The 13,611-nt window shown below is 66.0% G+C and carries 11 protein-coding genes; 5 read left to right on the top strand and 6 right to left on the bottom strand.

Annotated features, from left to right (window positions below; translation table 11 throughout):
• Window position 1: 1 nt before the first annotated feature.
• The 6 genes from BLQ74_RS21960 to BLQ74_RS21935 form a co-directional block, all read right to left on the bottom strand.
• Complete coding sequence (locus BLQ74_RS21960; RefSeq protein WP_090266395.1) at window positions 2–1,330, bottom strand: glycosyltransferase family 2 protein; 1,329 nt, start codon at window positions 1,328–1,330, stop codon at window positions 2–4.
• A 7-nt stretch (window positions 1,331–1,337) separates the two neighbouring features.
• Window positions 1,338–2,600 carry a TackOD1 domain-containing metal-binding protein gene (locus tag BLQ74_RS21955; RefSeq protein ID WP_342028964.1) on the bottom strand — a complete coding sequence of 421 codons (1,263 nt, stop codon included), beginning with the start codon at window positions 2,598–2,600 and terminating at the stop codon, window positions 1,338–1,340.
• Between the two features lie 736 nt (window positions 2,601–3,336).
• Window positions 3,337–3,738, bottom strand: coding sequence for a hypothetical protein (locus BLQ74_RS21950; protein WP_090266388.1), 402 nt, complete (start codon window positions 3,736–3,738; stop codon window positions 3,337–3,339).
• A 199-nt stretch (window positions 3,739–3,937) separates the two neighbouring features.
• A complete protein-coding gene (gene putA, locus BLQ74_RS21945) occupies window positions 3,938–7,876 on the bottom strand; it encodes a trifunctional transcriptional regulator/proline dehydrogenase/L-glutamate gamma-semialdehyde dehydrogenase (RefSeq protein ID WP_090266386.1) in 3,939 nt (1,312 codons plus the stop codon).
• Window positions 7,877–8,317: 441 nt separating this feature from the next.
• Complete coding sequence (locus BLQ74_RS21940; RefSeq protein ID WP_090266383.1) at window positions 8,318–9,199, bottom strand: DMT family transporter; 882 nt, start codon at window positions 9,197–9,199, stop codon at window positions 8,318–8,320.
• Window positions 9,200–9,444: 245 nt separating this feature from the next.
• Window positions 9,445–10,113 (bottom strand): alpha/beta hydrolase, encoded by a 669-nt coding sequence (locus tag BLQ74_RS21935; protein WP_090266380.1) that lies wholly within the window; start codon window positions 10,111–10,113, stop codon window positions 9,445–9,447.
• Between the two features lie 159 nt (window positions 10,114–10,272).
• On the opposite strand from BLQ74_RS21935, the gene BLQ74_RS21930 reads away from it, so the two are divergent.
• The 5 genes from BLQ74_RS21930 (at window position 10,273) to BLQ74_RS21910 (ending at window position 13,532) form a co-directional block, all read left to right on the top strand.
• On the top strand, window positions 10,273–11,334 hold the full coding sequence (locus BLQ74_RS21930; RefSeq protein WP_090266377.1) for a DMT family transporter: 1,062 nt from the start codon (window positions 10,273–10,275) through the stop codon (window positions 11,332–11,334).
• A 316-nt stretch (window positions 11,335–11,650) separates the two neighbouring features.
• Window positions 11,651–11,839, top strand: a complete 189-nt coding sequence (locus BLQ74_RS21925; RefSeq protein ID WP_090266375.1) for a YgaP family membrane protein — start codon at window positions 11,651–11,653, stop codon at window positions 11,837–11,839.
• A 38-nt stretch (window positions 11,840–11,877) separates the two neighbouring features.
• Window positions 11,878–12,318, top strand: coding sequence for an OsmC family protein (locus BLQ74_RS21920; RefSeq protein WP_090266372.1), 441 nt, complete (start codon window positions 11,878–11,880; stop codon window positions 12,316–12,318).
• Window positions 12,319–12,479: 161 nt separating this feature from the next.
• Window positions 12,480–12,713: a metal-sensing transcriptional repressor gene (locus BLQ74_RS21915; protein ID WP_090266370.1), complete on the top strand. Its 234-nt coding sequence runs from the start codon at window positions 12,480–12,482 to the stop codon at window positions 12,711–12,713.
• A gap of 279 nt (window positions 12,714–12,992) precedes the next feature.
• Complete coding sequence (locus BLQ74_RS21910) at window positions 12,993–13,532, top strand: cysteine hydrolase family protein (RefSeq protein WP_090266368.1); 540 nt, start codon at window positions 12,993–12,995, stop codon at window positions 13,530–13,532.
• Window positions 13,533–13,611: the final 79 nt, after the last annotated feature.

Raw genomic sequence — 13,611 nt, 5'->3', positions numbered from 1 at the left:
GTCAGAACCTCGTGGCTTTCTTCAAGACCCACCAGGGCGCCATGCTGGTTTCCTCATGGCCGCGCCGGAACATTTCGTTGAGCATGGCGACTGCGCTCCAGCAGCGCATGAACAGCATGAACAGCGGGTAGATCGGCAGCAGTATGGCGAGCGGTAGGTCTTGCCGTGGCCGGTCGCAGACCATGAGCAACAGGTTGACGAACAGAATGACGGTGATGCTCAGATACAGCAGGTACACCAGCGAGAACAGAATCAGCAGCGTCGAACCGGGCAACAGCACCACTGCCAGCACGGTGTAGCCGACGATGATGAACGGCAGCACCAACTGGAAGAAGAAGCCACTGATCAGGACCATGAGGAACCCGCGCCAGCCCAGCAGGCGCGGGTTGATGCTGTGGCTGTGCTTGCGCACATAGAGGAAGAACAGGTCGCCGTCCCAGCGCAGCCGCTGCATGAGGAAATCGCGGAACTTCACCGGCGCGTCGGTGTGACCGACGGCTTCGGGCTCGAACGGAATGCGCAGGTTGTGGCGGCGGAAGTAGCTCTTGATGCGCAGGGTCAGGTCGAGGTCTTCCGCGGTGTGGGTGTTCCAGCCGCCGATCTTCACCAGGAAGCTGCGGCGGAAGGCGCCGAAGGCCCCCGAGACGTTGTTCACCAGGTTCCATTCGGCCAGGCCGATCTTCGACATATGGATCGACAGCAGGTACTCCAGCGCCTGCATCGCCGTGGTCAGCGAACTCCAGGTATTGCGCACGCGCAGGCTTCCGGCCACCGCCGGCACCGAGGGGTCGGCGAAATTGCGCACGATGGCGCCGACCATGTTGTTGTCGAACGAGGTGTCGCCGTCGAGGGCCATGACGATCTCGCCGCTGGCATGTGCCAGTCCGGCATTCAACGACGACACCCGGCCACCCCGTTGCCACTTGGCGATCGGCCGCAGGTGCCGCCGCGGGTACAACTGCGGATCGACGCGGAAACTGCGCACGGCATCCAGCGTCGGGTGATTCACGGTTGCCCCATCGACCACCGGAATCATCTCGATGTGCCCGGGGTAGGTCTGCTCGCAGAGACTCAGCAGGGTCGTCTGCACGTCCATGCCTTCGCTGTAGCAGGTGATGATGCACGAGACCCTGGGCTGGTAGAGACTCCGCTGCGGAACGGCCGAGCGGCGCCGCACGAACCAGCGCAAGACCCCCACCAGCACCAGCAGGTTGAGCGGCAACTCGAAGAGCAGGAAGAAGGGGAACAGCATGTAGAACAGATGGCTGAGGCCATCCTGCCCGCCCAGTTGGGCGAGGATGTTCTGCACTTGCTCGAAAGGAAGGCTCATCTCGACCTCACGCCATTTCGCTGGCGAGGCGGGCCAGCAGAAGCTCGCCGGTTTCCTGCTCGAGCAGATCCTCGGGCGCGGTGAAGCTGACGATGCGCAGTGAGATCTCACTGACCTCCGGCGAGGAAAACAGCTCGGCGACCTGGCTCAGGCGCTGTTTGACCACGAGCAGCCCGTCCGCATCGGTATGCGGCAGCATGAGCCAGAAGAATTCCTCGGTGCTGCGCGTGCAGCGGTCGGTCTCGCGGACCGCTTCCTGCAAGCGATCGACCAGGCTGTCGACGAACGCATGCCCGCTGTGTTCGCCGAGGCGAACCAGGGTTTCGGTCAGATTGACGAAACGCAGGCCGATCAGCGAGAAGGACGGTTGCCGATAGCGGCGCACCAGTTGCAACTGCCAGCTCAGCAGCTCGTAGAAGTCCTTGCCCGCCAGCAGGTTGAGCCGGCCGAACTGATTGAGTCCGGCGTCCTCGTTGCTGAACCCCTGGCGGCAGCGCAGGCGCCCCGCTTCGCTCAGGCGGAAGTGGCGGATTTCGCGGATGCGCAATTTGTCGGGCGCGTGCGCCGATCCGCAGTCCAGGCAGCGCGCCTCCACCTCGGCGTCGACGAAGAATGCCTGGCAGGAACGGCAACGGTAGTTCTCCAGCGGGCGATCGTAGTCGCTGCCGATATGGCGCAGGCGGTTCAGGCAGTTGGGGCAGAGCAGCATGCCATCCTTGAGGAAGGTTTCCTGAGCGCCGACGTGGCCGCAGGTAAAACAGTGCAGCGACGGCTGGCGGGCGATATCCAGCGTATGGCATTCCGGGCACACATCGACGTAGTTCAAGCGTCCCGAGCCGCAGTCCGCGCAGAGGCGGATGCGATCGACCAGGACGCCTTCCTCCAGCCATTTCTGCTCGGTCATCAGCTTCAGCCAGGCGAAGGTGTTGACCTTTTCGTCCTCGGCCAGGACTTCCAGCAAGGGGTAGCGGTAGTGCTGAGGGACTTCCGGGGCGCGCAGCGCATGCACTTCGGCGCTGGAGCGCAGCCACAGCCAGGACAGTACCCGGCTCTCGAAGCGATCGGCGGTGCCGCTGCGATTGAACAGGCTGAAGCGCGCCTTCCACAGGCGCCAGAGCGGCGCGATCTCCTTCATTTCGGAGGGTGGGGCGCCATCTCCCAGCGCCTCGCACCAGGCGTCCAGATCGCGGCAGCAGTAAATCAGGCTGAAGCGGTAGACAGTGCTCTTGCGTAGCCGGCGAAGTGCCTGTCCCGCACTGCTGCCGGACATGTCGAGCAATAAGACATCGAAGGCCGGCGCTTGCAGAAGTGTATTCAGATCACTGAAGCGGTTTAACTCGGGCAGACCCAGTCCAGAAGTAAAGCTGCCGAGGACTGCAACTCTGGGATATTGGCTTGACATGATGGGGTCCCAAAGGTCAGAAGTGGCGTCATTTCCATGTAAGACCGGGAACAGTAGCAGCGCGCCAGTAGATCGTCCATTTTGCGAAAAAGCGCTTTTGGGGGACTGAAAGAGCCGGAAATTTGGCTTTTTGCAGGGCGGGCATCGATTTCTGATGTCGGCGTTTTGCCGGGTAGTTGTCTGTGTTTTTTGCGTATTTTCAGCGGCGTTTGCCTTTATTTTGCCGGGTTGGTCGGTGCCTTTTGCCGTCGGCAATCTGCCGTGAAAGCGTCGATCAGGGACGGATGACCGTACGTCAGTTTGCTATGTCGTTTTGCACTATCAATTATTCCGCGAAAGAAGAAGTGGGATATCGAATTTGGCTTTGAGTAAACAGGATGGGTGCCGTTTATATGGCTGCTGATTATATAAACGAAACATTATTTTGAGTCTTTTAGTGTGGGGTGGTGTTGTGCGTATTGTTGTTGCTGGCGGTTGTTTAATATCGATAAAGCATTGTCGATTAATTGATTGATGCCTTCTCCGAAGTGCAAAGGATATGCGCTTAAACAAGGAGATATGGACTGATGTTGCAGTCGATTGTGGCGTCGCGTCGGGCGGCGACTCAGGCATCGCGCAACAGGTCGTGGGCGTCGAGCAGGCGCCAGGCGATTTCCGGGCATTTTTCCAGGCCCCGGCGGATCGCCGCCGGGATGTTCTGCCGGGTCTTGCGGCAGAGGCCCGGCAGTTCGTCGATCTGGATGGCGATGCCACGCATGCTGCGCACTTCGTTGTGGCTCGGAGCGATGCGCAGGCGCAGGCCGAGTTGCTCGTACAGGCGCTGCTGCAAGTGTTCGAGATCGGCCAGGCTGTGCAGATTCTCCAGGCGTTCGAGCAGGCGCAGCTCTTCCTGGCGCGTCAGCAGCAGGATGCGCACATCGGCGCCTGGGGTATCCAGCAGGCGTTCACGGTCGCAGGTGCAGGCGCCGGGCGGGCAGGGTTGGCGGAGCGGGGGTGTGGGTGTCATGGCTAGCGATCATAGCCATAGCCGCAGGCCCTTGCCCATGGGCTGCGGAAAACGACCGGCGGGGCTGGTGGCCCCGCCAGTGGCGCCGCCGTGGCGGCCGGCGCCGGGTGCGCGGATAGGCGCTGCGGAAAAACCGCGCCGCCGTGGCGGGTAGCCGCTCCGTCAGGGGAGTGGCGGCGCAGGGTGCCGGGCGGGTGGGTCAGCCGATGGTCATCAGGCTGGCGTTGCCGCCGGCGGCGGCGGTGTTGACGCTCAGGGCGCGTTCGATCAGCAGGCGCTCCAGCGGGATGTCGGTTTCCCCGCGGTTCAGCCCGCAGACGCTGACGATGGCGCCCTTGCGTTGCGCCGCCTGTTGGCAGACCAGGCGCAACTGGTCGGAGTCACCGTGATGGAGGATGGCGTCGAACGGGCTGTCGGTCGCAGTCCAGTCGGCGATCAGGTCGATGCGCTGGCGCGCCGCCTTGGGCAGGCTGGCGATCAGCTCGCTGTGGCTCTGCAGGCAGAGGACGCGGCTGCCCACGCTGAGCGCTGCGGCCAGTTGCGCGAGCAGGTCGGCGCGTTCTTCGGCCAGGCACAGCACCTGTTCGCGCGGCAGCAGGCTATAGCTGTTGCGCTCGCCGGTCGGGCCGTTGAGCACCTGGCTGGTGTAGCTCTGCGACAGCTTGCGATAGTCGGCGATCAGCGCGGCCAGCGCCGGTTCCTGCTGGGCGGCCCACTCGCTGAAGGCGTCGAGGGCTTTCTGCGCCGCCTCCGGGCGTGCCACCGGCTGCGCGCCGTCGCCTTGCAGTTGGCGCGCCACCGCATCGTGCGGACGGGTCGCCAGCAGGCGATAGAGGTACAGCGGGCCACCGGCCTTGGGACCGGTGCCGGACAGGCCTTCGCCACCGAACGGCTGCACGCCGACCACCGCGCCGACCACGTTGCGGTTGACGTAGAGGTTGCCGACCTTGGCGCTGTCCACCACCTGGCCGATGGTCTCGTCGATGCGCGTGTGCACGCCGAGGGTCAGGCCGTAGCCACTGTCGTTGATTTGTTGCAGCAGCTTGTCCAGGTCGGCGCGCTCGTAGCGCACCAGGTGCAGCACCGGGCCGAAGATCTCGCGCTTGAGTTCGTCGAAGCTGTCCAGTTCGATCAGGGTCGGCACGACGAAGGTGCCGCGCTTGATTTCCTCGGCATTGCTGCGCGCGCCCTGGAACACCTTGCGGCCTTTGTCGCGCATGGCCTGGATGTGTTGCTCGATGCCGGCCTTGGCGTCGGCGTCGATGACCGGGCCGATGTCGGTGTGCAGGCGCTCCGGCGAGCCGAGGTTGTACTCGCTCATGGCGCCCTTGAGCATGGCCACCACGCGGTCGGCGACGTCGGCCTGCACGCACAGCACGCGCAGCGCCGAGCAGCGCTGGCCGGCGCTGTCGAAGGCGGAGTTGAGCACATCCACCACCACCTGTTCGGCGAGCGCCGAGGAGTCGACGATCATTGCGTTGAGGCCGCCGGTTTCGGCGATCAGCGGAATGGCGCGGCCCTGGGCGTCGAGGCGTCCGGCGATAGTGCGCTGGAGGATGCCGGCGACTTCGGTGGAGCCGGTGAACATCACGCCACGCACGCGCTCGTCGCCGACCAGGCGGGCGCCGACGGTTTCGCCGCGGCCCGGCAGCAGTTGCACGGCGCCGGCGGGCACGCCGGCTTCGAGCAGGATGCGCACGGCCTGGGCGGCGATCAACGGGGTCTGCTCGGCGGGCTTGGCCAGCACGGTATTGCCGGCGGCCAGGGCGGCGGCCACCTGGCCGGTGAAGATCGCCAGCGGGAAGTTCCACGGGCTGATGCAGACCACCGGGCCCAGCGGGCGGTGGCTGTCATTGGCGAAGTGGTTGCGCACCTGGGCGCCGTAGTAGCGCAGGAAGTCCACCGCCTCGCGCACTTCGGCGATGGCGTTGGCGAAGGTCTTGCCCGATTCGCGCACCAGCAGGCCCATGAGCTGCTGGGTTTCCGCTTCCATCTGGTCGGCGGCCCGTTCGAGGATGGCGGCGCGTTCGGCCGGCTGGGTCGATTGCCAGATCGGCGCGCTGCTCAGCGAGCCGAGGATGGCGCTCTTGATGTCGGCTTCGCTGGCCTCGTGGACGTGGCCGACCAGGTCGCGGTGGTCGGCCGGGTTGCGCACCGGCTCGGCCGCGCCGGGCGCCGGCGTGTCGTAACCGAGGATCGGTTGGGCCAGGTAGGCCTGGTTGGTGCTGCTCAGCAGCGCCGAGGACAGCGAGCCGAGGCGGTGTTCGTTGGCCAGGTCGATGCCGGCGGAGTTTAGCCGGGCCTTGCCATAGAGTTCGCGCGGCAGCGGGATGCGCGGGTGCGGCAGGCCGAGGGTGCCTTCCTGGGCGGCCATCTGCTCGACCTGCTGCACCGGGTCCTGGACCAGTTCCTTGAGCGAAATGGAGTGGTCGGCGATGCGATTGACGAAGGAGGTGTTGGCGCCGTTTTCCAGCAGGCGGCGCACCAGGTAGGCGAGCAGGGTTTCGTGGCTGCCCACCGGCGCGTAGATGCGGCACGGACGGTTCAGCTTGCCGTCGGCGACCTTGCCCACCACCTGTTCGTAGAGCGGCTCGCCCATGCCGTGCAGGCACTGGAATTCGTACTGGCCCGGGTAATAGTTCTGCCCGGCCAGTTGGTAGATGGCCGACAGCGAGTGGGCGTTGTGCGTGGCGAACTGCGGGTAGATGGCTTCCGGCACCGAGAGCAGCTTGCGCGCGCAGGCGATGTAGGACACGTCGGTGTAAGGCTTGCGCGTGTACACCGGGTAGCCTTCCAGGCCGTTGACCTGGGCCAGCTTGATTTCGCTGTCCCAGTAGGCGCCTTTCACCAGGCGGATCATCAGGCGGTGGCGGCTGCGCTTGGCCAGGTCGATGACGTAGTCGATCACATACGGGCAGCGCTTCTGGTAGGCCTGGATGACGAAGCCGATGCCGTTCCAGCCGGCCAGCGCCGGGTCGAAGCAGAGGCGTTCGAGCAGGTCGAGGGAAATCTCCAGGCGGTCGGCTTCCTCGGCATCGATGTTGAGGCCGATGTCGTAGTCCTTGGCCATTTTCACCAGGCCGAGCACGGTCGGGTACAGCTCGTCCATCACCCGGTCGTACTGCGCGCGGCTGTAGCGCGGGTGCAGCGCCGAGAGCTTGATGGAAATGCCCGGGCCTTCGTAGATGCCGCGCCCGTGCGAGGCCTTGCCGATGGCGTGGATGGCTTGTTCGTAGGACGCCAGGTAGCGCTTGGCGTCTTCCTCGGTCAGCGCCGCTTCACCGAGCATGTCGTAGGAGTAGCGGAAGCCTTTGCTTTCCATGGTGGCCGCATTGGCCAGGGCCTCGGCGATGGTCTCGCCGGTGACGAACTGCTCGCCCATCAGGCGCATGGCCATGTCCACGCCCTTGCGGATCAGCGGCTCGCCGCTCTTGCCGATGATGCGGTTGAGCGACGAGGACATGCCGGCTTCGTTGTGCGTCGATACCAGCTTGCCGGTGATCAGCAGGCCCCAGGAGGCGGCGTTGACGAACATCGACGGGCTCTGGCCGAGGTGCTGGCTCCAGTTGCCGTTGCTGATCTTGTCGCGGATCAGGGCGTCGCGGGTGGCCTTGTCCGGAATGCGCAGCAGGGCCTCGGCCAGGCACATCAACGCCACGCCTTCCTGCGACGACAGCGAGAACTCCTGCAGCAGGCCCTGGACCAGGCCCTGGCGGCCGCTGGCGTTCTTCTGGTTGCGCAGCTTCTCGGCGATGCCCAGGGCCAGCTTGTTGGCCGCCTCGGCCTGCGCCTTGGGCAGTCGGGCGAGGTCGAGCAGCATCGGCAGCGCCTCGGTTTCCGGGCGGCGGTAGGCGGCGGTGATGGCGGCGCGCAGCACCGACTGCGGCAGGATGCTCTCGGCGAAGTCGAGGAACACCTGCAGGCCTTGTTCGCCCAGGGCTTCCAACGGCTCCTCGCCGACCGCGGCGGCCAGGCCGGACAGTTCCGGCGGGGTCAGGCCACCCTCGACACGCTCCAGGTAATTGAAGATCGCCTGCTTGATCAACCAGTGCGGGGTACGGTCGAGCAATTGCGCGGCCTGCTTGAGGCGTTCGCGAGTGGCGTCGTCGAGTTTTACGCCGAGCGTGGTGGTAGCCATGGGTAATCCTTTGGAAGGGGTGGCGCAGAAGCATGCAAGTTGGCGCAGAGAATAATCTGCCGACGCTCTTGGGTGCAACCAGGTGCAACCCTTGCTTCGCGGCTTTTTTCAGCGCGGGCGAAGGTGCACCGTGGCAGTGCGAAAAGCCGGGTTTTGGCGGGCTTCGTGCAGCGAAATGGCGCCATTCTCAGGTAATCACAGGGCAGGGTGCGCCCGCCGGACGGGCACGCCAGGGTGCTATATGCCGCTGTGGGAAGCCGCTGGATGGCATTGGGTTGCACCCGCTTGCCCGCGAGTTCTCAGCATAGATTCGCCGGGGCGAACTGTCGTCGCCCCGGCACCGATTTCATGCAGAGGCTCAGCTCTGGCGGGGCGGGTGCAACCGCGTCTGCACGGTCGCCGAGGCAACGCCGTTGCCTGCCGTGCCTTTGGCGGAGCGGATCAGGCCTGCGCCTTGGCGCGCAGCGGCAGCAGGTTGAGCACCAGCGCGCAGCCGCAGAGGATGATCGCCGCGCCGCCGATCTGGACCAGCGACAGGCGCTCGTGCAACAGCCCGGCACCGGCCAGCACCGCGACCACCGTGACCACGAACTCCACGCTGATGGTGCGGGTCGCGCCGATCCGCGTGACCAGGCCGAAATAGATCACGTAATTGAGTGCGCTCATCACGCTGCCGGAGAGCACCAGGTAGAGGTAATCCAGCGCGCTCGGTGGCGCCGGCGGTGGCACCCAGAACAGCAGTGGCAGGGTCAGTAGGCCGCCGACCAGGAAGGCGCCGCTGGTGACTTCCCAGGAGCCCGCGGTGCGCAGGCGCAGGCTCGCGTAGTTGCTGCCGAAGGCCGCGCAGACGGCGCCGAACACCGAGGCGGCGCAGCCGAGCAGGAATTCGTCGGTCACCGGTACCGCCGGGAAGCCTACCAGCAGCAACATGCCGGAGAAGCCCAGGAGCAGGCCGGCCAGGCCGCTGAGGCTGATCCGCTCCAGCCCCCAGAAGCGCCCGATGAGCATGGAGAACAGCGGAATCGCAGTCACGAAGATCGCCGCCATGGCCGTGCCGATGCGCGGCGTGGCGTAGCACAGGCCAATCAACTGCCCGGCCACGGTGGTCGCGCCGACCACGCACAAGGGGCGCCACAGGCCCTGGAACGACAAGCGCCGGCCACACAGACGCGCCGCCAGCAACAGGGTGGCACTGGCGACCAGGGCGCGAAAGGTCACTGCCCCGACCCAGCCGAAACCGGCCACCACCTTCAGCAACACCAGGAACGACAGACCCCAGGACAGCGCGAGGAACAGGTATTCGGCAATATCGCGGGGCTTCATGGGGCTCCTGGAGCGGCAGTCAGGCGAGGGCCGACTATCTTGGCCGAGCCGGCGAACGCAGGGAAGGGCGCGGCCCGTAGGATGGCGTTGAGCGCAGCGATACCCATCGCGTCGCGCCAGGCGCATGGGTTTCGTTCCTCACCCACCCTACGAGACGCGGCAGGCCGCCGGCGGCGCTATGCCGCCTGCCGCGCACGAGGCTTCGCGTTTATGTCCGCGCGCTCATGATGGAGAAGGCTGGAGGCCTAGGCGCTCGTGTCGACCACTGAAGTTGCCTGCGCCAGATGCAACTCGACCGTGTCGATCACTCTGTCGAGGCAGCCGCGAAAGAAGTGGTTGGCGCCTGGATACAGCAGGACCGGGCGCGCGTCCGGGCGTGCCCAGTCGAGCAGGTTGGACAGTGGGGCGATGTCGTCTGCCTCGCCGTGAATCACCAGTGCCCGCTGCGGAACCGGCATGCCGGGATATTCCCGGCCGGCCGCGACGATGCCGACCGGCATGCCCATCAACACGATCGCCTCGACCGCTTGCTCGTGCTCCAGCGCGCAGGCGGTGCGCGCGTAGACGTAAGCGCCGAAGGAAAAGCCGACCAGCGCCACGGGCAGGCCCGGATGGCTGTCGCGCATGGCACGGACCACGCGGAGGCTGTCTTCGGCTTCGCCCACGCCCGCGTCGTACTCGCCCTCGCTGCCCTCGACACCGCGGAAGCTTGGCCGCACGGCTATCCAGCCGGCATTGCGCAAGCGCCTGGCCAGGGCGGTCGGCAGCGGGTGCCGGGGGCTGCCGCCGAGCAACGGCTGCGGGTGACTGATCAGTGCGATGCCCCGCGCGGCGCCGACCGGCAGGTCCAGGGTTAGCTGAATGCGGCCGGCGGCGCCCTGAATGAAATGCAGTCCTCGTTCCTGTTGCACCATGTCGTTGCTCTCGGTGGGCTGTGTCTTCGCCTGCGAAGTTTGCCCGCAAGCCTGGTTGCAGACAAAGCGTGCGAGCGACGGAGTCGGTGCACCAGTCATACGCCACCTGCCGCACGCGCGTAGAATTCCCGGACTGCCCCTGCCTTCAGGTTCTATGCCATGCGCACCCTTCATCACGCCGCCCTCACGGCGCTTCTCGCCGCCGCGCTGTTCGGTGCTACCACGCCCCTGGCCAAGGCATTGCTGGGCTCGTTGTCGCCGTTCATGGTCGCCGGCTTGTTCTACCTGGGCAGCGGTATCGGCCTGGCTCTGTGTATCGGCGTGCTCCGCCTGCGTCGCAGCGCCGCCGAACGACGCAACGAAAGCCGCTTGCACCTTGCAGAGTTGCCCTGGCTGCTCGGCGCCATCGCCGCCGGCGGGATTGCCGGGCCTGCCTTGCTGATGCTCGGATTGAGTTCGACCGCGGCCGCCAGCAGCTCCTTGCTGCTCAATCTCGAAGGGGTGTTCACCGCAGTGATCGCCTGGGTGGTGTTTCGTGAAAACGTCGACCTGCAGATATTCCTCGGCATGCTCGCCATCGTCGCCGGTGGCGTGGCGCTGTCCTGGCAACCGGGCAGCGCGAGCCTGTCGGTCGGCGCCTTGCTGATCATCGGCGCCTGCCTGGCCTGGGCCATCGATAACAACCTGACACGCAAGGTCTCGACCAACGACGCCATGGTCATCGCCTGCGTGAAGGGGCTGGTGGCCGGTAGCGTGAACCTCTGCATCGCTCTGCTGCTCGGCGACCGGCTGCCGGGGATCGCCGGGATGGCGGCGGCGATGGGCACTGGCTTCGCCGGTTACGGGGTGAGTCTGGTGTTGTTCGTCGTCGCCTTGCGTAACCTCGGCTCGGCGCGCACCGGGGCTTACTTCTCGGTAGCGCCGCTCTTCGGTGTCGCCCTGTCGCTCGTCCTCTGGCCGGAGGTGCCGTCGCTGTTGTTCTGGCTGGCCGCCGCGCTCATGGCTTTGGGCGTCTGGTTGCACATCCGCGAGCGGCATGAGCACCAGCACACCCACGAGGCGCTGGCGCACACCCATCGCCATCGTCACGACGAGCATCACCAGCACGAACACGATTTCGACTGGGATGGCGAGGAGCCGCATACCCACCCGCACCAGCACGCCCCCATCACTCACACCCACGCGCACTTCCCGGATATCCATCACCGCCATTCGCACTGAACGCCGCTAACGCGGAAAGGGCGACGGATCGGGGCGCCGCTCCTGGCGCCGAGGCTGCGCCGCAGGTGCGCACGCCCGTGACCGTCTCGCGCTTTTCGCCGCGCTCGGCCAGCGGCGGAAAGCGGCGTGAGTCGAATCGCTGTCGCACTGCTTCGGTCGTCTCCGGGTTCTTGCCCGGTGCGGCAATCGAGCACTCGCCAGGCGGTTGCCTTTATACCCCGCAGGGTATATCTAATCAGTCAGCGGGCGCTGCGATTTGCGGCTCGCCACTGCGGCTACTGGAGCGCCGAATCGGCGTTCACCTGAGGAGAGCCTTATGAAAGCGAATATCGGAAACGTTGATCGGCTCCTGCGCATCGTGCTGGGCGCGCTGCTGATCCTGCTGAGCCTGTTCGGTGTGATCGGCTGGTGGGGGTGGATCGGTGTCGTGCCGCTGGCGACCGGGATCGTTCGGGTTTGCCCGGCCTACTCGTTATTGGGTTTCAATACCTGCAAGCGCTCCTGAATGGAGTGGCTTGCGTTGACTGCTAGAGGGAGTGCGGTATGAGTTTGAAGACCATCAGTGTCCAGGGGACGCTGGGATCGGCGTTTGCCGTCGAGGTGGACTGCGGTACGCACCGGGTTGTCATGGATCAGCCCACCACCGCGTTCGGCGAGGATTCCGGGCCGACCCCCTTGTTGCTGATTCTGGCCGCGCTGGCCGGCTGCTTCGGCACCATCGGGCGCTTCCTGGCGCACCAGCGCAAGATCGAGTTGCGAGGCATGAGTTTCGCCGTCGAGGCGGACTATGACCCGGCCGGCCTGCTCGGACGCGATGCCTCGGTACGTCCGGGCTTCCAGGCGATTCGGTTGCGTGTCGGCATCGATGCGGAGCTGAGTCTTGAAGAGAAGCAGGCCTTCCTCGCCGAGGTGGAGCGCCGCTGCCCTCTGGCCGACAACCTTCTGCATGGCGCCCAACTGCACAGCGAGTTGCTGGCGGGCTGATCGGCTGCCTCGCCAGGGCCGCCACTCGGCAGTGCCGAGGGCATTCCTGGCGAGGTTGCATGGGGGCAACGGCATGCCGCTACGTTACAGCGGAACCGGCGTCGAGACGGGAGGCGAGCAGAGACTTGAGTAGAAAACGCGATATCACCCCGCAAGAGGCCATGCTGAACCGCCTGGCGCGGGTCGAGGGGCAGATTCGTGGCTTGCAGGTGATGATCCGCCGGGGCGACGAATGCGAGTCCATCGCGGTGCAATTCAGCGCCGCGCGCAAGGCCCTGGACAAGGCCTACCAGGAGATGCTCGCGTGCCTGCTGGAGGAGGCCTTGATGGAGCCGGAACAGGATGCCGGCGCGACGCTGAAGCGCGTGCGGACGATCTTCACCAAGTACACCTGAACCAGGCGCAGAGCGCTGCTCGGCCACTCACCACTCGCCGCCGGGGATATCTGCGCCAGTCACCGCCAGGGCGCCCTGCGGGGCGCCAGCCGCCTTGCCGGTGGCATGTCGCGGGTGGTGGTCCCAAGCCGCCAGGCACTTCTATAGTATTCACGCAATGCCACCGCCATCCGCCATTGCCGCTTTCAGCGCCTGGGCGGAGGCCTCCGGCCGCCGCGTGCCCAGCTCGTGCGGTGTGCCGGTGTGGATGCGCCTTCGATTGCCCGAGGAAGCCCGATCATGTCCACCGCGCTGCTGATCATCGACGTACAACAGGCCCTTTGCGCCGGCGACCAGGCCGCGCACGACATCGACAAGGTCGTGCAACGCATCAATGCGCTCAGCGCTCGGGCGCGCGCGGTCGGTGTGCCGGTGGTGCTGGTGCAGCATGAGGAGCCGAGCGGCGATTTCCGACTCGACAGCCCTGGCTGGCAACTGGCCGAGGGACTGGCGGTGGCGCCGGAGGATCTGCGCCTGCGCAAGGCCACGCCGGATTCGTTCCTCGGCACCGGGCTGGATGAATGGCTGCGCGCGCATGGCGTCACGGCGCTGGTGATCTGCGGCCTGCAGACCGATTTCTGCGTCGACACCAGCGTGCGCCGTGCCCTGGCCGAGGGCTATGACGTGGTGCTGGTGGCCGACGCCCACTCGACGCTGGATAACGCCGTGCTTCCGGCCGCGCAGATCATCGCCCACCACAACGCCATCTTCACCAGCATGAGCAGTTTCCCGTCGCGCCTGGCGGTGCTGCCCGCCGCCGAGGTCCGCCTCGGCGACTGAGCGGGCTGCTCCGCGTCGACGCGGCCCCGGCCGCTCAGGTCTTGGCGGGCCAGAGGCTGCGTGGCGAGTCGCCCGTGTA

The sequence above is a fragment of the Pseudomonas panipatensis genome, assembly GCF_900099785.1.
GTDB lineage: Bacteria > Pseudomonadota > Gammaproteobacteria > Pseudomonadales > Pseudomonadaceae > Pseudomonas > Pseudomonas panipatensis.
Note: the sequence above shows the minus strand (reverse complement) of the source record. Positions and strands in the feature narration are given on the sequence as shown.

What these genes read in the sequence shown, in the direction of transcription:
- putA (WP_090266386.1), bottom strand. Translation starts at nt 7,876, where the DNA reads ATGGCTACCACCACGCTCGGCGTAAAACTCGACGACGCCACTCGCGAA.
- BLQ74_RS21940 (WP_090266383.1), bottom strand. Translation starts at nt 9,199, where the DNA reads ATGAAGCCCCGCGATATTGCCGAATACCTGTTCCTCGCGCTGTCCTGG.
- BLQ74_RS21925 (WP_090266375.1), top strand. Translation starts at nt 11,651, where the DNA reads ATGAAAGCGAATATCGGAAACGTTGATCGGCTCCTGCGCATCGTGCTG.
- BLQ74_RS21955 (WP_342028964.1), bottom strand. Translation starts at nt 2,600, where the DNA reads ATGTCCGGCAGCAGTGCGGGACAGGCACTTCGCCGGCTACGCAAGAGC.
- BLQ74_RS21935 (WP_090266380.1), bottom strand. Translation starts at nt 10,113, where the DNA reads ATGGTGCAACAGGAACGAGGACTGCATTTCATTCAGGGCGCCGCCGGC.
- BLQ74_RS21930 (WP_090266377.1), top strand. Translation starts at nt 10,273, where the DNA reads ATGCGCACCCTTCATCACGCCGCCCTCACGGCGCTTCTCGCCGCCGCG.
- BLQ74_RS21920 (WP_090266372.1), top strand. Translation starts at nt 11,878, where the DNA reads ATGAGTTTGAAGACCATCAGTGTCCAGGGGACGCTGGGATCGGCGTTT.
- BLQ74_RS21960 (WP_090266395.1), bottom strand. Translation starts at nt 1,330, where the DNA reads ATGAGCCTTCCTTTCGAGCAAGTGCAGAACATCCTCGCCCAACTGGGC.
- BLQ74_RS21910 (WP_090266368.1), top strand. Translation starts at nt 12,993, where the DNA reads ATGTCCACCGCGCTGCTGATCATCGACGTACAACAGGCCCTTTGCGCC.
- BLQ74_RS21950 (WP_090266388.1), bottom strand. Translation starts at nt 3,738, where the DNA reads ATGACACCCACACCCCCGCTCCGCCAACCCTGCCCGCCCGGCGCCTGC.
- BLQ74_RS21915 (WP_090266370.1), top strand. Translation starts at nt 12,480, where the DNA reads ATGCTGAACCGCCTGGCGCGGGTCGAGGGGCAGATTCGTGGCTTGCAG.